Raw genomic sequence first — 20502 nt, forward strand, 5'->3', positions numbered from 1 at the left:
TACAGCTACAGCACTCAAGAAAACGGTTGCACTAACGATTGGATGGAATATTAATCTGAATAATAGTGCCTTCATTTTTAACACTACTGATCTCGAAATTACCTTTGTAATAATTTACCCGCTTCTCGATATTTTCGAGCCCGAAACCCTTGCTGGTTTTATGTAGATCGAAGCCGAGCCCATCGTCGGTAAATTGAAAATGGTAATTTTTAGGATATTTATAAAGCTCTAGCGTGATTAACTCCGCATTACCATGTTTTATGGCATTATTGATAACCTCAAGCGCAATAAGATATAAGTCGTAAATCCACTTTTCATCAATTCTATCAGGAAAATCATAATGGAAAAGCTCAATTTTTGCATTTGTTAAACCTGCGTTCAGACTGGAAATCTGGCTTTGCAAACTTGAGATTAAGGCACCTTCATCAAGTGCTTTGGGTAGAATTTTATGAGATATCTCTCTGATATCTGCTGCCAGTTCGGTTATAGTATGCTTAGCTAGCTTGGTATTCTTCATGTCGAAAAGATGAATAATGTGGGCAATCTTACTCCCAACATTGTCATGAATAATATTTGCGATGTTTCTCCGCTCCCGTAGCTGAACCTCACTAATGGCCCTCAGCGAGGTCTCTTTTTCAAAAATAACCTGCTGCATCAGTTCATTGTTCTTCAAAAAGATATCGATATAGTTTCTTGACAAAACGTATCCAAATAAAAACACCTCATACAGGCTGATAAATAACATCCAATTATCACCCAACGATTGTGGAATAATTTCAAATGTCTTTAAAATTAAACAAGCACCCCATACCAACTGTGGAGCAAAAGCCATAAGCGCATAAATAGCCTGTGTTTTTTCAATTTTGAGGTGTATTAATGCCGACCAGAAAAGTATGACGATAGAAGCCAGGAATATGATATAACCCAACACAAAAATGTAACGAAATTCAAAGTCTCGATAAAACACCAACAGTAAAATCGAAACTAAAATCAATAAAAAATTCAGCGCCCCCAGAACTATAATCAACTTATGCTTAAGGGGTTGATTTTCTTTCAGCTTTAAAAAATGTCCAAGAAAAATACTGAGGGCAATGTACCAAAGCGCTCCGGTGTAAACCCTGCCCTCGCTAAAAAACCTAAACTCCGGAAATAAAACATGCTTGGCAAAATTGGTGGTTATGGCGGTGTAAAATGCTGTTAATATAGAATAACCAATGTAATAAACATATAATCTGTTTTTGGTCATCAAAAACAATATTCCATTAATCATCAGCAACAGAAAGACTATGCCAATAAAAAAGGAAGTCAAGGCTGTTTTTCGAGAGGATTTTCGCTCTAAATAAGATTGATTTTCCAAGCTATAGGAAAAATCCAGAAAGGAAGTTTCTTTTTTAACCCTAACCCAAAAGATTTTTTCTTCGCCTGGTTGCAAATTAAGTTCAAATGCCAGAGTCTCGATGAAAGGACTCCGCGCATCCGTTCTGTCGCCAATGGTTTTAATTTCTTTACCATCATAAAGGCTAAGGCTATCAATATGGTTATTATTGAAACACAACCATGTTTTTAAGCCTTTTGACAGTTGGGTATTTTTAATTTTGAAAGCGCACCATACCGCAGCGTTTTTATTATAACCAATATTAACCTTGTCGTTCTGTTTAAAGGCCTGAAATTCTTTCTGTTTAAGGTCGGCTAAATGCCAGGTGGAATGGCTATCTACAGCATAGCTGGAGGAAACTTCTGGAAACTGATTAATGGCTTGAGCATGGAGAAAGCAGGGTAGAAGCAGGAAGCTAATGAAGTAAATTATTCTCATGAGCGAATTTGATAAGCGAGCTGCTATTGCTGATTTCTAGTTTTCGGTGGATATTCTTTCGGTGAGTAGTAACTGTTGTTTTGCTGATAAAAAGCTTATCCGCAATCTCCTGACTGGTTAATCCAGCGATAATCAATTTAATAATCTCTTTTTCCTGCTTAGATATTCTAAATTTATTGATGATTGGATCGTCAATGCTACTATACACACCAACGTCTTTTTTATAATTTTTATTGGTGTAAAATTCCTTGCTCTGGTCCGATTCTATCACATCTACAAGCTCTTCGGCAGTAGTTTCCTTCTTCAAAAAGGCATTTATCCCAATTCTCTTTGCCTTCTGAATCAAAAAATCTTCATAATAAGCAGTAAGAATAATTGTTTTGGTATGCTTTAATTTGGGCTTCAACTCCTCCAATAACAAAAAGCCGTCGAAGTTATTGATATTTAAATCGCAGATAAATACATCTGCTGCATGCTCCATCAGATGTTGCCTGCACGAATGTACATTGCTGAATGTAGAAATGTGATAGTTATTTCCGGTATTCTTGAGCAATTCTGCAATACCATTTAAAAAGAGTAAATGATCATCGCAAATAACGATCTGTTTCGGCATAATTTAGGGGATTTCTGGGTTCTCCTAAATTAATACTTTCGACTCATTCTTTACAAGAATTTCTTAACTCTTATTACAGGCTTATTTTCTATTTACTAAAATAGACTGAAGCACAGAAAAGCACAATACCATTTAATGGGTATTTTATTGCCCTATTAGAAAAATTTTTAGGCGAGAATAGTTATTAACTACTCTAAAAGATCGGGTCTGCGGGCCTTGGTTCGGGCCAAAGCTTGCTCGTGCCTCCATTCGTTCACCTTCGCTTCATGCCCGCTTAATAAAATATCGGGTACTTTATGCCCCCTCCAATCTGCCGGGCGGGTATACACAGGTGCATCTAGTAATTCTCCCTGAAAACTATCCGAAAGGGCAGAAGTTTCATCGTTTAGCACACCGGGGATTAACCTAACCACTGCATCTACAACAATGGCAGCAGGCAACTCCCCACCGCTCAGCACATAATCGCCAACAGATAACTCACGGGTAACATATATGTCGCGTATCCGTTGATCTATGCCCTTATAATGGCCACATAGAATGATGATATTCTTTTTGATAGATAATTCGTTAGCGATGCTCTGATTTAGTGTCACGCCATCAGGACTCATAAATATAATCTCGTCATATTCTCTTTCAGCCTGGAGTTTCTCAATGCAGTTGGCAAAAGGTTCAATCATCATCACCATACCACTACCTCCGCCATACTGATAGTCGTCAACACTTTTTTGCTTGTGAGTAGAATAGTCTCTCAGATTATGCACAACAATCTCTGCAATTCCCTTCTTTTGAGCACGTTGCAAAATAGAATGAGCAAATGGACTTTCGAGCAGGCCCGGAATAACGGTAATAATATCAAAACGCATGATGCAAAGTTAAGTCTTTAGTACGAAGTCTTTAGTCTGATGTCGAATTTTCCTACTTAAGGGCTAATCGCCTTCTTCCAGTTCAAATATTTCATCTACAGGTTTTCCGAAAACTTTAGCCATTTTGAGTGCCAGCACTGTAGACGGAACATACTTACCTGATTCGATCGTATTTATAGTCTGCCTGGAAACCTGAATGAGGTCGGCCAGCTCTGCCTGAGTGATATTTTTTATAGCGCGCTGTACACGAATGTTATTTTTCATCAGAAACTCCTTCCTTCCTTAAACGATATAAACTAAAATTAAACTTGATAATAAAAACCAACAATACCGTTAACATATTGTAAATCATAAAGGCTAAATACATTCCACCATAAATGGTCCAGGTGGCCATAAATAATACACCATAAGAGATTAACACAGACCATTGCCAGCTTCTTAACCGCAATAAGGAGATATACTCGTCCTCCTTCTTCTCTTTCGAAAATGAAATTAATAAAAGCCCAATAATTACTAAAGTTAATATGATTTCATCCCACAAATTTCCATCCGACCAATTGAACACTCTCGGAATCAAAACAAGTGTAATCTTAGGGACAGGTAAATCAAAATAATTTATTACCGTGTAAACTCCTGTAGATAAAATAAAAACTACCCAGCCAATAAACTTATATCTGTTTGGGATCAAAAGCGAATTTTTCATATATCAAATATTTTTTACCAAATGTAAAGTATTTTTGATATCAATGTCAAGTATGTTTCACTAAAAGATTGCTTTATTTTACAAAAACAGTCCTAACAATAGCTGTAACTGAGAATTTATTTTTAATTAGACAAGTAAATATCCAGCAAACCTTCAGGTAAATCGAGGTTTAACACCTTTTCTTCATCATCAATTTCAACGATAAAGTCTTCATTCAAAGGAAAGAGAATTTCTGTTTCCCGGTACATTACTGTAGCCACAAATTGTTGTGGATATTCGTTTACTTCCAGAATTTCACCCAGTTCACCCAAGGTCTCATCAACCGCGGTAAAACCCTTAAGATCTGTATAGAAAAACTCATCCGCGTCATGCTCTGGCATTTGGCTCAATGGAAGATAAAGCTTCTTTTTAAGTAGGGGTTGAGCCTTATCAATGTGATCAACATCATCAAAATTAAAGTAACCCGTTTTATTGGGATGTAGTTTAGCCGAAGCTACAAAATAAGGTACGAGTTTACCGTTCATATCAGCAAACACAACATCGAAATCAAGCTGTTCATAGTCATCAAATTCAAAGAATACCTGAACTTCTCCTTTTAAACCTTTTGTTTTAGTGATATACCCTACGTAAAATGCTTCTTCGTGTTTCATACTGTTGGTGGGAGGAGAGCTTAATGAATATATTATTGTTCTATTGTTGAATTGCAAACCGGTAACAGGCAACTGATAACTGCGTACTGCAAACTGATAAATTTCTTTTAAATAGAAATAGCGTTCGGAAAGATCCTGAACGCTATTTACTGCGATTGAATAATATAAATTATTCTGCGCCTTCTTCTTTAGTTGCTTCTGCTGCAGGAGCTTCTTCAGTTGCTTCAGCTTCAACAGCTGGAACTTCTTCTTCAACAACTTCTTCTGCAACTGGTGCATTTTTAGCTGCGATTGCTGCTGCTCTGTCTTCTTTTTTCTTAGCTTCTGCTGCTAAAGCTGCTTTACGCACCTCAGCTTTTGAAGTTGCCAAACCTTCTGTTTTACCAGAGATTTTACCTGCTTTAGCATCTAACCAAGCAGCAAATTTTTCGTCTGCCTGCTCTTGAGTTAAAGCACCTTTTTTAACACCACCTTCTAAGTGTTTTTTGTATAAAACACCTTTGTAAGAAAGGATAGCGCGAGCTGTATCAGTTGGCTCAGCACCACTGTTTACCCAGCCTAAAGCTTTTTCGAAGTTAATTTCGATAGTAGCAGGATTGGTGTTTGGGTTATAAGAACCTAAACGCTCAATGAATTTACCATCACGTGGTGAGCGAGAATCTGCTACCACTACGTGGAAAAAAGGCTTACCTTTTTTACCGAATCTTTGCAATCTGATTTTAGTTGCCATTTCTTAAGTTTATTATGTATTCAACATAGTTCCCGGAGCTTCGTACTGCGGGGCTGCAAAGATAACTAAAATACTGGAAATTAAAAACATAGTTTAATTTCTTTGTTTTCAGGATATTTGCCAGCGAAATTTTTGCTGATACAAAATGGAAAGAATTGCTATTGACATGGACGAGGTGATTGCCGATGCCCTTGAAAAATTTATTCGGCTATATAACCGTGATTACAACGTTCCCCTTGATTTAAAGATAGATGCAGGAAATGAAATTTACCACCACGTTCCGCAGGATGTTAACCAAAAATGGTTCGAATACATTAATGAACCAGGCTTTTTTCGCGATTTAGCAGTAATTCCTGATAGCCAAAGGGTGATCAAGGCCCTCCAGGAAAAATACGATGTTTACATTGTTTCTGCGGCAATGGAATTTAGAAACTCATTAACCGACAAATACGACTGGCTCGCAGAACATTTTCCCTTCATCGATTGGCAACACATCATGTTCTGCGGAAACAAAATTGTTAAGGCCGATATTATCATCGATGACAGGACGAAGAATTTTGTCAATTTTGAGGGCAGACCGCTACTTTTTACATCACCACACAACCTACTGGTAACGGAGTATGAGCGGGTAAATAACTGGGAAGAAATTGCCGGATTACTGCTTTAGTCAAAATAAAAATCCGGTCAGCAACGCTATAATATCTTGCTGACCGGACAGCTTTTTTTAAAAATAAAATTCACCGACTAAATTTCCGGTCTTGTTGCTTGCCGACATGGGCAGTACGATAACTTCCCGTTGTTGTTTCCCTGTGGCATAACGGGTGTAAATTTCTGCGGTAACAGTAGTTGGCCCACTGATGTTGATTTGCTGATCGCCATAATAATTTACTTCAATTTTATATTTTCCTTTAATGGCCTTTTTGATCATAAATTGCTCAGGGCCATAACCTGAAATAAAGTCGTCGCTTATCCTTCCCCCAATTTTGGTTTTCGGATTGCCATAATAGCCCTTCTCTCCGGTTGGATCTGTTAACCATAGATCTATATCGGTATCATTCTTATTCCAATTGAGCACCACACGTACATCAACAGGCAGCGATTGAATCAATCTTTTATCAATCTGTCTGGTATTGAGCTCTTTTCCGTGCCTGGCGATCAGATTGTTGATTTCGGAAATGATAATTTCTTCGATTCCATGATCCCGGTCTGATATCTGTGCATTATAATCATTGGTTAGCACGCTATACAAATTATCCAGTGCTTTCTGATATTGTCCATCATCAGCCAATGCCAAAGCGTAATCCCTGTAGCTTTGGGCATCCATTGGCCGCCACTGCAGCACTTTCTCTGTGACAAAAATTTCTTCCTTATAGTTTTTAGTCTGCTTAAGTTTATAGGCCAGGGTTTTATATAAATCAGCATTTTCCAGATCCAGATCGGCAATATTGCTTAAAATGGTTAATGCTCTTACGCTATCTTTTTGTTCGTAGAACCAATTGGCTACATCAAAATAGAACATGGGTGTACTGATATAATCTGGCCTTAATTTTAAATACGCAGCATAAGCACTATCTGGTGTGCCTGTAAGCGATTTGATGTATTCCTTATCGCTTTTAAACTTTTGAACCACAATTTTAGGCTGGGGCCTTGCCTCTGTATTGCCCCGCTCGCGAACCACAGCACCAGCCACACGCCCAGCCAAAGCATTGTTAAGCGTTACAGCAGATCCCGTAAGTTCTCTTTTAGCCTGAGCCGCATAGCCCACCACTACGATCTCATGCAATGCCTGTCCCTGTTTCGCGTCCTGCAGCCGCTCTGCCGCAGGGGCAGGCCGCCTAACTGCCTGCCTGTTTTCAGTCTCTCTTCTGGCGGTTTCTGCCATTCGTGGTATAGAAACAATATCTTCTGTGGCACGTTCCGGAACCGGATATTCTTCCTTCACTTTTGACGTTTCCTTATAATTAAAATCAGTGTCCCACCAGGTTTTCAATTCCTTTGTCATGGCAACAGCTGCATTCATCAAATTTGTTTTTTGTTCCAAGAGTGAATTACGACGAACTTTTAAGGCAGCTTCATAGGCACCCCTCAATTCTGCAGGTGGTACAATGTCATAACGGAGGTAATCGTCTAAATTCTCTAACACAATTAAGCTTGTATTTCTGGTTACAATACCAAACTGCTTACTTAAATGGCTAATATCCTGTTTGTGCTCTTCGTACTGAATATCCATCTCGGCAATTTTCTTTTGCGCCCAAATCCGGCTTACATCAATACTAGCCAATGCGTGTTCGGTGGCATTTAATCGCAGCTTTTGCTCGGTAACTACCTCATTCCCATATCCAAATTGCAGGATGAATTCAGTATTCAACTCATTTAAGATTCCTGCCAAAGAAAAATTCCCGTTTACATTGACCCGCATTGCAGGATAAGTCTGGCGTAAATCTGATCCGTTCTTAATGCCCAGGAACTGCAATTGCTGTTCGCTAAGCTGCTTAAATGCATCTTTTGCAGACAGGTTGTTGAGGTTAACAAATTGTCCCCCGGATTTTAAAGAAATGTACTTTAACGTGCTGTAATCAGCCTTAAGTGAGCTATTTATACAATGCACAGGCTTGGTTAGGGCAATGGTATTTTTACCAAAAGTGGAAAGACCATCAGTAAAAAAGAGGTATTCATCAGCAAAAAGAGACTTATCGTCAATGCTGCTAAAATTTGTTCCTCCATCATATACAACCTGGTTTAACTTATTCTTCAACTCAGTCCAGTCTCCATTTTTGATCCGGAAAGTCCCGGCATTTCTGAATCCGTTATTTAAAAGCCCCAATTGAATGGTAAGATTTCGCTTTTGCTTAACAATGGCATCCAAAAGTTGCATTTCCTTTTGTCTGTCATGCTGCATTCCACTCAAAGAAGCGTCCCAGATAAGGCCGATTTGATTGGACCAGATTCTTGGTTTGCTTGGTGATTTAGGGAATACGTTAATTAAGAAATAATAACCTGCTGATGCCTTTTGAAGTTGAATTTCTGGCAGGTCGCTTCTTTTTGGAAGGTTGATGGTTAGGCCTCTTTTAGGCAAAAAGTCCTTTTTATGGATCTCAGCCACGTAGACATTCCCATTGGTCTTAAAATCGAAGCTTCCGTCCGGTTGCTCCTGCATTTGTGGCTTCAATACGCTTTCATAAACAGTTGCCTTTAAACTGAAATCTTCAACAGCTTGTTGATAAGCTAAGGGCAGGTGATAGCTTAAAGCTTTATCATTCACAAATGCAAGCTCCTGTTCGTAGCCAATAATTACCGTGCGGCTACCTTTGGCAGGGAGCGGATAAATTCTGGTTCTAAAATTATTGCCTTCTACCTTTTCTAAAAGTCCTGGGTCTACCCGACGGCGCTCGATACTTTCAAAAACCGCTGTTGCCTTAGCTTTTTCTACCGGAACGGCTGCCCTCATTTTACCATTTATATCTAAAGCATACTTGCTTACCGTTACACCTTCTGGCATGGGAAAGCTGAGCTCACCTTCTAATATTTTATTGGCGTTGTTGTAAAAAGTCATGGTCATTACCGTGGTGGCAATGTTTCCGGTAATCTGCACATCAATGTCCAGCTTCTTCATCATTACAGATTGTTCTGCGTTTTCCTGCTGAACTTTAAGTACGGGCATTTGTGCTTTTACCGATAGGATAAGAGATAACAGCGCAAGCGTGAGTAGATTTTTATAGCGTTTCATAACCTGATATTTTTAGAAGTGATGCAAAAAAGTAACAGATTGCATAAATTTATTTTAAAGCAGTGCCCATTATAAATAAACCCGATGGAAGTGGCAGCCCCGAGGTACGAGGGCTATAACGAACAGCGGGACCGGAGCATCCCGATAAACACGAAACCTTACTTTACCAGAAGAAATGTAACATTTAAGGCATTAATAATTCTAATAGGAAAAACAATTAAGCTATGCTAGTAACCACAACACCTTCTGTTGAAGGCAAAAAAATAGTAAAATACATTGGCCTGGTAACGGGCGAAACCATTATTGGTGCAAATATCTTTAAGGATCTTTTTGCAGGTATCCGTGATATTGTTGGGGGAAGATCTGGTTCTTATGAGCGCGTACTGCGCGAGGGAAAAGATATTGCCGTAAATGAGATGCAACAATATGCGGCAGCCATGGGCGCAAATGCGATAGTTGGCGTTGATTTAGATTATGAAACGGTTGGAACAGGTGGTAGCATGTTAATGGTTACCGCTAGTGGTACTGCTGTTGTTATTGAAGATATTTGATAGTAAAAATGGGCCAAATATTAATCTGGCCCATTTTTTATGATTAGAAAGAAAGAATATCCATCAGTTTTAACCATCTGGTACTTACTTTTTCTGCATCGATATGCTTAATGGCATGTTCGAAAGGGGTGAAGGTTACCTCTTGATTAACTAAACCAGCCATTTTACCGCTTTCACCTCTTACCAATCCCTCAACAGCTGCCACGCCCAATCTGCTCGCCAAAACCCTATCCATACAGCTTGGTTTTCCTCCTCTTTGGATATGGCCCAGAATAGAAACTTTAGTATCGTAATGCGGGTATTTACTTTGCAAAATCTCACCTACCTTAAAGGCACCACCTGCATCATCTCCTTCTGCTACAATAATAATTTTTGATGCCTTGTCTCTACGGCTATGCTCCAGCTTATGGAGAATATCGTCTGCATTCATGTTTGCTTCAGGAATCATAATCGCTTCTGCACCTACGCCAATACCACTTCTTAAGGCGATTAATCCCGAATCACGTCCCATAACCTCAACAATGAATAGCCTATCGTGAGATTCTGCGGTATCCCTGATTCTATCTACCGCATCTATTACGGTATTGATAGCAGAATCATAACCGATGGTGAAATCGGTTCCTACCAAGTCATTGTCGATAGTACCTGGCAAACCTATGATTGGAAAATCATGCTCTTTAGCAAAAACATTTGCGCCGGTAAAAGTTCCATCTCCACCAATTACAACAAGTGCATCAACACCATTAGCTTTTAAGTTATCGTAAGCCGTCTGCCTGCCTTCAACTGTTCTGAAAGCCTCACTGCGGGCAGTTTTTAAGATTGTTCCTCCACGTTGGATAATATTCGCAACAGATTTTCTATCCATAGGTATAGAATCATTGTTGATTAACCCTTCGTATCCACGGATAAATCCGGTTACTTCAATATCATAATAAATTGAGGCCCTTACAACAGCCCTAATAGCTGCGTTCATCCCCGGTGAGTCACCACCAGAGGTTAAAACTCCTATATTCTTTATCTTGTTCATTCTGTTTATTTTGATGCCTTAAAGAGATCTAAGGCACTTTTTAAATATGCCGCATATTCTTTCGCATCGAATATTGCTCCTTGCGGTTTAACCAGCGGATTAAGATCATGGCCCGCTAAAACGTAAAAAGGTTGCGAGTTAGAATTGTATTTGGTTGCTTGAAAATCGGCATTCCACAATCCTAAATCAGCTGTATTTTTCCTTAAAACGGAAGAGTAATGCACTTTATTTTCGGGCATTTTAACTGAACGTTCATCTACATAAAGTTGTATCAGCACAAATTCTTCTTTAATTAAACGGCCAACCTCCTTATCAATCCAGATATTGTCTTCCATCTTTCTACAATTAACACAGGCGTGTCCTGTAAAATCAATCATCACAGGCTTACCCGCTTTCTTAGCATACGCTAAGCCTTCTTCTAGATCGAAAAATGCATTAAAGCCATGTGGTGGATGTAAAACATCTCCATATTTTACTGATGAAGGAAAATCAGAGCTCCCTGATGGAGCAGCGGTGTTACCTCCTAAAATAAAATCCTGGGTATTTAATGGTGGAGCGATTCCGCTTAAAATGTTTACAGGTGCGCCCCATAAGCCCGGGATAATATATACCGCGAAGGCGAAAGAAATAATCGCAAAGAAAAGCCTCGGTACTGATACAAAGGGAAGGTCACTATCGTGCGAAAATTTAAGTTTCCCAAGGATATAAACCCCCATCAAAATAAAGAGAACAATCCATAACGATAAGAAAATCTCTCTATCAAACCATTCCCAGTGCCAAACTAAATCTGCAGCTGATAAGAATTTTAGCGCCAGTGCAAGCTCTAGAAATCCTAAACATACTTTTAAACTATTTAGCCATCCTCCAGATTTAGGCATACTATTTAAAAATCCTGGAAATATTGCCGAAAGGGTAAAAGGGAGTGCTAAAGCAAGGGCAAATCCAAACATTCCGATGGCCGGCCCTAAAATATTTCCCTTAGAACTGGCTTCAACCAATAACGTTCCTATAATTGGCCCGGTACATGAAAAGGAAACCAAGGCTAAAGAAGCTGCCATGAAGAAAATTCCTCCAAGGCCTTTACTATTGTCGGCCTTTTGATCTATTTTATTGACAAATGAACTGGGCAGGGTAATCTCGAAAGCTCCAAAAAAAGATATGGCGAAAACAACGAGTAAAATAAAGAAAGCAAAATTAAACCAGCCACTGCTGCTCAGTTCATTGAGTTTTCCTGATCCGAAAATCAAAGTAATCAATAAGCCAAAAACGACATAAATTACAATGATAGAAGCTCCGTAAATTAAAGCTTGCCCAATGCCCTTCTTCCTGCTACCCGCCCTTTTAGTAAAATAACTAATTGTAAGCGGAACCATCGGGAAAATACATGGCATTAAAAAGGCTAAAAATCCACCTAACAATCCCTTTATAAAGGTTTCCCAAAGGGTAAGTTGTTCTGCTTCGGCGGCTTTTACCGGCTTAGCTGTGGGATCCGCAGTAATTTTTGTGGTATCTTTTTTAACCGTATCCTGTACAATATTATTGGCTGCACTATCTGCTGTTGATCCAACTTCTGTAAACTGAATATCATCTGGGGGAGCAGACACAGAACTTGTATCTTGGGCTACCCAGGCATAGCTCTTAACCGCAGGCAGTGTAAAAAACAAGGCTGCGATAATTGTTAATAATAAAACCTTTTTCATTTGTGTGTGGTGTGTATTTAAGGGCGTGAAAATAAGAATAATTTTAGAAAGCAACTTGTTAAAACCTTCTCATCCACATAGATTTTACTTTAAACAGAAACAGCCCCTCTTTTGGAGCGGCTGTTCAGTAACTATTTTATTCAGAATTACTTAACTGGAATGCTGAATTCAACTTCTTCTGGCGGAAGACATTGTCTGTCGTTACAAACCATATATTCTACTTTTCCTTTAACGGTTGTTGTTCCTTTATTGAGTTTAACCTTTTGTTGAAAGATTACGCTTTTCTCGAAATAGGCAACATTCATTTTAAAGGTATCTTCGAACTTAACAATAGCCTTTGGTTCAACTGTTTTGCCAACTAATGAGAATTCTTTAGAAGGAGAAAAAGTAAAGGTTGTTTTAACCGGCCCACCGTCTTTAACATTTTGAGAATAAATGTGCCATCTATCTTCAATGGTAGCTTTTAAATAAAGAACGGCTTCCGTTTTGCTTACTTTCTTTGCTGCGTAAGACCAGGTAACTGGTTTCTCTATCTGAGCAAAAGCTCCAGCTACGGAAAATAAAACCGTAGCGAGTAATAAAGTGATTTTTTTCATTGTGTGTTTATTGTGTGTGTATAAATTCTATTTCCTTAAAATTGAAAGATTGTATCCCTAACTTGGTTTCCATTATCAAGCGTCCGTTTTCTTCCACTCCTGTAATTGATCCTTCAAAAATCTCTCCATTCTGTTTGTAAGAAGCTAATATATTGAAGTTATATAATCTTTTAAGGTAATCCTTCTGTAAAATATTGTATTTACCTGATTTCAAAATTAGGTAGTATTTTTCCATAAACACGAATATTTTCTCCAGAATATCCTCCAAAAGCGTTTCTTTATGTAAAATTTGAATTACGGAAGTGGCCTTCTGCGAAATTTCATCTGAAAAATTTTCCTGGTTGATGTTTAATCCAATACCGATAACAGATGATTTTAAAGACAAACCTGTCAGCGTATTCTCAATTAAAATGCCTCCAAGTTTCTTATTATTGTAATATATATCATTAGGCCATTTTAGCTTGATACCCTCCGGAATAACCGTGGACAATGCTTCGCATACAGCCAAACTAATGGCCATATTGAGATAAAACTGCCTGTTTAGGGGTAAAAAGGTAGGTCGTAAGTATATGCTGGTACTGATGTTTTTTCCTGGTTCGGTGGTCCAAACGCTTTCTTGCTGTCCTCTTCCAGCAAACTGATGGTCTGCCATAATTACAGTCCCTTCTGCTAATGGCTCGGAATTTGACACCATATTTTTTAAAAAGTTATTGGTAGAATCAACTTCTTTTAATTTGATGAAATTTTGACCAACAAATAGTGTCGAAAAAGTGTTATTTTGCAAGGGTTGAATTTATAATATTGTAATTCCAAAATTAAAGCATTTTAATGGTAAAAAAGAAAATAGTAGCCCTTTCTACATACCTTTCTGAACTTGCCGTACACGGCATTCAAGAAAAAAAAGGGGAAGATATTGTGCGGTTGGATCTTAGACAAATTCATTCATCTGTAGCAGATTATTTTATTATTTGCAGTGCCAATTCTGGTACACAGGTGAAAGCAATTGCCGACAGTGTAGAAAAAGAGATATATAAAAGTACACAGGCCGACCCTCGCCATAAGGAAGGGTTTGAAACGGCAGATTGGATTATCTTAGATTATTTTGATGTGGTTGTGCACATTTTTAAAACCGAAAAGCGCCATTTTTATGGCATTGAAGAACTGTGGGGAGATGCTGAAAGCACAAATTTTCAGAGCGCCTAACCACAAAGGAACCATTTGATCAAAAGAAATGAACGATAATCAAAATATCAACGAAAACAAAAAACAGGGAAAAAGACTACCCAATATTCCCAAGAAACCCCAAAAGGGCTCTAAGTTTAACATTTTTTGGGTTTATGCTGCAATTATCATAGCTATTGTGGCTGCACAATTCTTATTTACCGGCGATGGTGGTAAGGAAATAACTTATCCGGCATTTGAAAAGATGCTCCTTGCGGGTGATGTAGAAAAGGTTATTGCCTATAAATCTGATGACCTGGTAAAGGCTGAGGTATATCTCAAAAAAGCGAGTTTAGAAAATAAACCTGAATACAAAAAATTCAAAAGCACCAGTTCATTGAACATGAGCCAGGGACCAACAGTATATTTTAATGCTGGTACCATGGATGGTTTGGATAAACAACTGATCGAGTCTCAAAAAGATTTACCCACTAAAATTGTTGCCGAGAAAACCAGTAGAAGCAATCCTTTGGCAAGCTGGTTCCTGAGCATTATTTTACCCGTATTATTACTGATTGGATTCTGGATCTTTATGATGCGTCGTATGGGTGGCGGTGCCGGCGGTGGCGGTCAGATTTTCAGCATTGGCAAGTCAAAAGCAACCTTATTTGACAAAGAAAGTCAGGTAAATATAACTTTCAATGACGTTGCAGGGCTGGAAGAAGCTAAAACGGAGGTAATGGAAATCGTAGATTTCTTGAAAAACCCTAAAAAATACACCAATCTGGGAGGAAAAATCCCTAAAGGAGCCTTACTAGTAGGTTCTCCAGGAACGGGAAAAACGCTTTTAGCTAAAGCTGTTGCCGGAGAGGCACAAGTACCTTTCTTCTCTCTTTCTGGTTCAGACTTTGTTGAAATGTTTGTTGGAGTAGGGGCATCTCGTGTGCGCGATTTGTTTAAACAAGCTAAAGACAAAGCACCTTGTATCATATTTATTGATGAGGTTGATGCCATTGGGCGTGCGCGTGGTAAAAACAGCGTAATGGGTGGAAATGATGAGCGTGAAAATACATTGAACCAATTATTGGTGGAAATGGATGGTTTTGGAACAGACTCAGGAATTATCATCCTTGCAGCAACTAACCGTCCGGATGTATTGGATTCGGCTTTATTGAGACCAGGACGTTTTGACAGACAAATTTCTATTGATAAACCAGATTTAGTAGGTAGAGAGCACATTTTTAATGTTCACCTTAAGCCAATTAAATCAGCTCCGGAAGTTGATGCTAAAAAATTATCAGCACAAACTCCAGGTTTTGCGGGTGCAGAAATTGCCAATGTTTGTAATGAAGCGGCACTTATAGCTGCCCGTAGAAATAAAGAAACTGTTGATATGCAAGACTTTCAGGATGCTATCGACCGTGTAATTGGTGGTTTAGAAAAGAAAAATAAAATTATTTCTCCTGAAGAGAAACGAATCGTGGCTTATCACGAGGCTGGCCATGCTATTGCTGGCTGGTTCTTAGAACATGCCGATCCACTGGTTAAAGTATCTATCGTTCCGCGTGGAGTAGCAGCATTAGGCTATGCACAGTACCTACCAAAAGAGCAGTTCTTATATACTACAGAACAGTTAATTGATGGAATGTGTATGACTATGGGTGGCCGGGTAGCAGAGGATATCACGTTCGGTAAAATCTCTACAGGTGCTCAAAACGATTTGGAAAGAATTACCAAGTTATCATACGCTATGGTAACCATATATGGTATGAATAGCAACGTGGGTAACGTTTCATTCCACGACCCTCAAAATGAATACAACTTTAACAAACCATACTCAGAGAAAACCGCTGAAATGATTGACGTTGAAGTGCGTAAACTCATTGGTGATGTGTATACAAAAACCAAAGAATTGTTGACTGAAAAACGTGATGGATTAGAAAAACTGGCTCAAAAATTATTAGAGAAAGAGATTTTATTCCAGGCAGATCTAGAGGAAATTTTAGGCAAACGCCCTTTTGATAGCCGCACCACCTATGATGAATTTGTAAATGGAACTGGCGATCAAACTCCGGCAGCTGAAGGATTAATTCATGATGGAGTAGGGGATGCAGACATTAACAATAAAGAAGTTACCGGATTAAACCCAGCTTCTGAGAAAGAGCAGAACTAGTATGTGCATCATTGCATATCAAAACAATTATATCTAAGTTTGAAACCTTGAACCTAAAAAATTCAAGGTTTCATTTTTTATACCGATGAAGGAAAATACTACGGCGAAGGAGCAGATATTGAAGAAAATTAGGAAAGCGCTTTTAGAAAAGCGTGAAAACCCCTATCCTAATTTGGAAGAAAGCCCTTTGTATATTAAAAATACCGAAGCCCTGGAAATACTCTTTGCTGAGCAGCTTATGGCGGTTTCGGGAAATTTTATCTTCTGTGAGGATGGTATTGACTTTATTGAAAACATGCTCCAATTGGCCGAGAAATTTAAATGGAGAAAAATATATTGCTGGGAACCGGAATTACAGGACTTTTTAGCCAAATATGAATTTCCCTTCTACCAAACAGATAAAGATTTTGAACAAGCAGAGGTGGGTATTACCCTTTGCGAAGCCCTAATTGCCCGGAATGGAAGCGTAATGGTAAGCAACCAAGGTGCAGCCGGCAGAAGACTTAGTATTTATCCACATCACCACATTGTAATTGCCAGAACAAGCCAGCTTGTTTTAGACCTCAAAGATGGCTTCGCTTTATTGAAACAAAAATATGGAAGCCAGATTCCATCTATGATCAGCAATATTACCGGGCCAAGCAGAACAGCAGATATCGAAAAAACATTGGTTTTAGGTGCGCATGGCCCTAAGGAACTCTTTGTTTTTTTGATAGATGATTTTAAATAAAAAGGTCAGAAATTTAATTTTCCGACCTTCAAAAATTTCCTTGTTAGTTTATTAACGCTCAGACTTTGGTATGTGCTTTACTACCATTTCTCTTTTTTCGTTTAAGCAGTATACATCTTCATCATAGTTTCTGTATACCCTGGAGAGAAACGGTTCAAGACCCGGTTCGCCCATTTTCCTTCCGCCCACGTAAATAGATATACTTACATAGCGGTGGTTATCTTTAGCTTTGTCAAAAGGTATGCTTTTTTTTGTTTTTAAGTTATAAATCTCGACGTTTTCATAGCCAGTATAGTTATTTCCATAAGAACGCCACTCAGGAAGATTAGGACTTCTGCAAACCACAAAATAGTCATCAGCGAGGTGGAAAATGGTACTGATCGTTTTATCGTTGAAATATCTTTTACCCTTAATATCAACGATATCCGCAACATTCAATTGTCTATCATTGCTTATTGTATTCGTTTCCTTCAATAGCACAATTCCAATGTTTTTTGGAAAATTATTCTTGTTTTCCCTCCATACCGCATATGCCTCCAGGTAATCGTTACTTTTTAATACTGTGTCGTTATTTTCATTTAAAAAGAAGTTTATGCGTTGATTGTGGGTAAACATACCCATGCCCCAACCCGCATAAAGCAGCACATCTTTTCCCAACTTAACAGGAGCTTTTTTGACCACCGGCAATGGCTTCTTGGTTGTAGCTGATGCGTTAGTTTTACCCATCGTAACATAAACCTCTGTCACCTTGCTTTTCTCTGCTATCTCTGCCTGCTTCTTTTTAAAAGCGATCGCATTTTCAGCCTTTAACTTTTCATTTTTTATTCTGTGTGCATCGTCTGCAGCCTTATCGTCTGCAATCTTCTTCTTTCTGGCATCTTCCTTTTCTTTTGCGCAAGCAGGGCACATAAGTTTACCTTCTGCATTATTTGAGCCCTTGGGTGCAAAACGGCAATTATACCGGGCGTATTCACTTTTGGATACGTGAGATTGTGCATATACCCCAATATAGGACAGGAGCACAAACAGGAGGGTTAATAGTTTCTTCATCATCTGGTTTTTTTTATTTCTGATAAACCAAAATTACCACCTGCTGCTCCAGCTTTAAATACCCAAAACAGAGTATTTATTTACGAATAAAAAATCACTTTAAAATGAATTGAACAACTAAATCATTGAAATCTCCGTCACCACCCCAAGCATCATCACTCTCTATTCTTACTACTGTTTCTCCAGGATTGTTAAAGTATTTCAGTCTTTCAGCAGAGCGTTTCCACTCTGTACCATATTTTGCCCAGTTAGATTCACATATTACTTCAAAAACTGTAGGAACATTTATAGCATTAAACGTTTGGGAGCTTTCTGGAGTTCCACCCTGATAAACGCCTAGAGTGACATAATTAGCTTCATTATAAAGCCTTCTTTTAATAGTGAACCTTTGGGTTGCAGCACCATCAACAAATGAGCTCATTTGTACGGTCTGATTTGCACTAATTTGAATTTCAGCCATGTTTATTTCGACATTAATTTTGCCTACTTTTTAATCCGGTTTTCGGCTTGTCCGTTATACTGAAATAAAATTAACCCCAACTCACCAACCAATCCCATACCGAGTACTCGGTATTTTTTAAACTTCAGAATAAAACCTATATTTAAGTAACCGTCTCTCTTGTTAAAGATTATCTCCTGGTTAAGCAGCATTTTATAGATGTAACCGCATGAGCCATGGATAAATATATATTTCTGCTCCTGCTGACTGTATCCATTTCAGTAAGCAAAGCTCAAAACAGCAAACCTATTTTAATCGAAAAAATAAATTTCTTTGCGGCGAACTTTATTGCTGTAATAACGGTATTCATACTCATCACCTGTGCAATAGAAATACTAATTAGTGGTTATAAATTAGCCCGGTACTATTTGGTAGCGATGCTCATTTTATTACCGGGCATCCTTAATTATGTTTTTAACACCTTAGGCATCATCACATTTTATATTGATAACACTACCGGATTGGTAGTTGGCTTAACGGTTGAAATTGTCTTCCTTTCCTTTGCCTTAACTCAACGCTACAATTATCTAAAAAACGAGAAAAAAATCCTTCAGCAAGAGAAAGCAAAGCTGGAAGTTGCCTTAATTGATAATATTTTTACTGCACAGGAAAATGAAAGAGCAAGGCTGGCCAGAGATTTACATGATGATTTGGGCGGAACGCTTTCTGCTATCAAATTAAACTTAACCTCATTCAAAACCAGCATAAAATACTTAAGCGAAAATAACCAGCATCTTTATATGCAAACCATTGGCATGATGGAAAAGGCTTGCATCAATTTGAAGGAAATTGCACATGACCTGATGCCTAAAAATCTTGAAAAATTAGGGCTGGTTGAAACCTTGAATGAACAGTTTATTTACTTAGCTCAAATGAGTAATACGGCTTATGAATTTGTTTTCGATTTGCAAAAAGTCGTTAACCCAGATTTAGAATTAGCCATTTACAGAATGGTTAAAGAATTGATTAACAACATAGAAAAGCACGCTTCTGCATCCCGGGCAAGCCTACAACTCCTGGTTTCCAGAACAGAAATTACCATCATGTGCGAAGATAATGGGGTTGGCTTTGATACGAAAAAGCAACAAATGGGTATGGGTTTAAATAACGTTTCTTTGCGGGTAAGTTACCTCAGGGGTTCAGTCTTCTTAGATAGTAATACGGCCGGAACAACCATCACGATTCATATTCCCAATTAACATGAGTAAAACAATTAAAATAATGGTTGCCGATGATCATACGCTTTTTGTAGATGGTTTATGTGGCTTATTAGCTTTACAGCCAGATTTTGATATTATTGGAAAAGCGTCTAATGGCAAGGAAGTTTTACACTTTTTGAATAGCAGACTTCCCGAGGTGTTGATTATGGATTTAAATATGCCTATCCTTGATGGACAAATTACAGCTGAAAAAATAGTTGGATCATTTCCTTCTATTAAAATATTGGTGCTCTCCATGTACAACGCCCCATCCTTAAGCACGAGGTTAAAATCAATTGGAATAAAAGGGTATTTACCCAAGGATACCGATGCCGACTTATTATTTTCGGTGATCAGGGAAATTTCATCAGGAAATTATTACTTTAGAGAAAAAGAGAAGTACATCCCGGGGTTAAATAGATTTGCCGAGACAGATGCCTTTCTTAAGAAATATAATCTCACACATCGTGAAATTGAAATTTTAAAATTAATTAGCGAAAATCTTTCTTCCAAACAGATTGCCAGCAAATTATTTATTAGCTTATTTACGGTAGATACGCATCGTAAAAATATGATACAGAAGCTTAAATTATCGGGGAAAACCGATTTAATTAAATTTGCCATACAAAATAATCTCTGGCAAAAACAATTTTAAATTTCCTTTTCTAATTTATTAACCATAGTTTTATACTACATACCGATTTAGTATGTGGTATT

The 20502-nt window shown here is 38.2% G+C and carries 21 protein-coding genes; 7 read left to right on the plus strand and 14 right to left on the minus strand.

Annotation, left to right across the window (positions count from 1 at the left end):
- Nucleotides 1-31 precede the first annotated feature (31 nt).
- From BMX11_RS00305 to BMX11_RS00335, 7 genes are all read right to left on the minus strand, one after another.
- A complete protein-coding gene (locus BMX11_RS00305) occupies nt 32-1813 on the minus strand; it encodes a sensor histidine kinase (protein WP_090879596.1) in 1782 nt (593 codons plus the stop codon).
- Nucleotides 1791-2426 (minus strand): response regulator transcription factor, encoded by a 636-nt coding sequence (locus BMX11_RS00310; protein ID WP_090879599.1) that lies wholly within the window; start codon nt 2424-2426, stop codon nt 1791-1793. Before BMX11_RS00310 ends, BMX11_RS00305 begins: the two co-directional genes overlap by 23 nt.
- 188 nt (nt 2427-2614) lie before the next feature.
- The gene (gene trmD, locus BMX11_RS00315) at nt 2615-3289 is read right to left on the minus strand and encodes a tRNA (guanosine(37)-N1)-methyltransferase TrmD (protein WP_090879601.1); all 675 of its coding nucleotides are present in this window, start codon (nt 3287-3289) and stop codon (nt 2615-2617) included.
- Between the two features lie 63 nt (nt 3290-3352).
- Nucleotides 3353-3553, minus strand: a complete 201-nt coding sequence (locus tag BMX11_RS00320; protein ID WP_090879604.1) for a helix-turn-helix transcriptional regulator — start codon at nt 3551-3553, stop codon at nt 3353-3355.
- A complete protein-coding gene (locus BMX11_RS00325; protein WP_090879607.1) occupies nt 3543-3992 on the minus strand; it encodes a hypothetical protein in 450 nt (149 codons plus the stop codon). Before BMX11_RS00325 ends, BMX11_RS00320 begins: the two co-directional genes overlap by 11 nt.
- Nucleotides 3993-4114: 122 nt before the next feature.
- Nucleotides 4115-4912: a ribosome maturation factor RimM gene (gene rimM, locus BMX11_RS00330; RefSeq protein ID WP_317040093.1), complete on the minus strand. Its 798-nt coding sequence runs from the start codon at nt 4910-4912 to the stop codon at nt 4115-4117.
- Complete coding sequence (locus BMX11_RS00335) at nt 4812-5372, minus strand: 30S ribosomal protein S16 (RefSeq protein ID WP_090879614.1); 561 nt, start codon at nt 5370-5372, stop codon at nt 4812-4814. The genes rimM and BMX11_RS00335 overlap by 101 nt, the downstream gene beginning before the upstream one ends.
- Before the next feature lie 145 nt (nt 5373-5517).
- On the opposite strand from BMX11_RS00335, the gene BMX11_RS00340 reads away from it, so the two are divergent.
- Nucleotides 5518-6039: a 5' nucleotidase, NT5C type gene (locus tag BMX11_RS00340; RefSeq protein ID WP_245738548.1), complete on the plus strand. Its 522-nt coding sequence runs from the start codon at nt 5518-5520 to the stop codon at nt 6037-6039.
- A gap of 57 nt (nt 6040-6096) precedes the next feature.
- On the opposite strand, the gene BMX11_RS00345 is transcribed toward BMX11_RS00340, so the two are convergent.
- Nucleotides 6097-9099 (minus strand): VIT domain-containing protein, encoded by a 3003-nt coding sequence (locus tag BMX11_RS00345; RefSeq protein ID WP_090879617.1) that lies wholly within the window; start codon nt 9097-9099, stop codon nt 6097-6099.
- Nucleotides 9100-9323: 224 nt separating this feature from the next.
- Between BMX11_RS00345 and BMX11_RS00350 the strand changes: the two genes are divergently transcribed.
- A complete protein-coding gene (locus BMX11_RS00350) occupies nt 9324-9650 on the plus strand; it encodes a heavy metal-binding domain-containing protein (RefSeq protein WP_090879621.1) in 327 nt (108 codons plus the stop codon).
- A 43-nt stretch (nt 9651-9693) separates the two neighbouring features.
- Here BMX11_RS00350 and pfkA read toward each other — a convergent pair whose 3' ends face one another.
- From pfkA to BMX11_RS00370, 4 genes are all read right to left on the minus strand, one after another.
- Entirely contained in the window at nt 9694-10677 is a 984-nt protein-coding gene (pfkA, locus tag BMX11_RS00355) for a 6-phosphofructokinase (RefSeq protein ID WP_090879624.1), read from the minus strand.
- A gap of 5 nt (nt 10678-10682) precedes the next feature.
- Nucleotides 10683-12377 (minus strand): protein-disulfide reductase DsbD family protein, encoded by a 1695-nt coding sequence (locus BMX11_RS00360; RefSeq protein ID WP_090879627.1) that lies wholly within the window; start codon nt 12375-12377, stop codon nt 10683-10685.
- 146 nt (nt 12378-12523) lie between these two features.
- On the minus strand, nt 12524-12973 hold the full coding sequence (locus BMX11_RS00365; RefSeq protein WP_090879630.1) for a protein-disulfide reductase DsbD domain-containing protein: 450 nt from the start codon (nt 12971-12973) through the stop codon (nt 12524-12526).
- A 7-nt stretch (nt 12974-12980) separates the two neighbouring features.
- Nucleotides 12981-13757, minus strand: a complete 777-nt coding sequence (locus BMX11_RS00370) for a biotin--[acetyl-CoA-carboxylase] ligase (RefSeq protein WP_090879633.1) — start codon at nt 13755-13757, stop codon at nt 12981-12983.
- Nucleotides 13758-13801: 44 nt separating this feature from the next.
- On the opposite strand from BMX11_RS00370, the gene rsfS reads away from it, so the two are divergent.
- The 3 genes from rsfS (at nt 13802) to BMX11_RS00385 (ending at nt 17037) form a co-directional block, all read left to right on the plus strand.
- Nucleotides 13802-14176: a ribosome silencing factor gene (rsfS, locus tag BMX11_RS00375; protein WP_090879636.1), complete on the plus strand. Its 375-nt coding sequence runs from the start codon at nt 13802-13804 to the stop codon at nt 14174-14176.
- A gap of 28 nt (nt 14177-14204) precedes the next feature.
- A complete protein-coding gene (gene ftsH / locus BMX11_RS00380) occupies nt 14205-16307 on the plus strand; it encodes an ATP-dependent zinc metalloprotease FtsH (protein WP_090879639.1) in 2103 nt (700 codons plus the stop codon).
- A gap of 85 nt (nt 16308-16392) precedes the next feature.
- Nucleotides 16393-17037 (plus strand): LutC/YkgG family protein, encoded by a 645-nt coding sequence (locus BMX11_RS00385; protein WP_090879642.1) that lies wholly within the window; start codon nt 16393-16395, stop codon nt 17035-17037.
- 51 nt (nt 17038-17088) lie between these two features.
- Here BMX11_RS00385 and BMX11_RS00390 read toward each other — a convergent pair whose 3' ends face one another.
- Nucleotides 17089-18090, minus strand: coding sequence for a hypothetical protein (locus BMX11_RS00390; RefSeq protein WP_090879645.1), 1002 nt, complete (start codon nt 18088-18090; stop codon nt 17089-17091).
- A 91-nt stretch (nt 18091-18181) separates the two neighbouring features.
- Nucleotides 18182-18547, minus strand: coding sequence for a hypothetical protein (locus BMX11_RS00395; RefSeq protein ID WP_090879648.1), 366 nt, complete (start codon nt 18545-18547; stop codon nt 18182-18184).
- Between the two features lie 215 nt (nt 18548-18762).
- Between BMX11_RS00395 and BMX11_RS00400 the strand changes: the two genes are divergently transcribed.
- On the plus strand, nt 18763-19785 hold the full coding sequence (locus BMX11_RS00400) for a sensor histidine kinase (protein WP_090879651.1): 1023 nt from the start codon (nt 18763-18765) through the stop codon (nt 19783-19785).
- A 1-nt stretch (nt 19786) separates the two neighbouring features.
- The gene (locus BMX11_RS00405; RefSeq protein WP_090879654.1) at nt 19787-20440 is read left to right on the plus strand and encodes a response regulator transcription factor; all 654 of its coding nucleotides are present in this window, start codon (nt 19787-19789) and stop codon (nt 20438-20440) included.
- The last annotated feature ends 62 nt before the right edge of the window (nt 20441-20502 follow it).

This window comes from Pedobacter rhizosphaerae (genome assembly GCF_900111155.1).
Classification (GTDB): Bacteria; Bacteroidota; Bacteroidia; order Sphingobacteriales; family Sphingobacteriaceae; genus Pedobacter; species Pedobacter rhizosphaerae.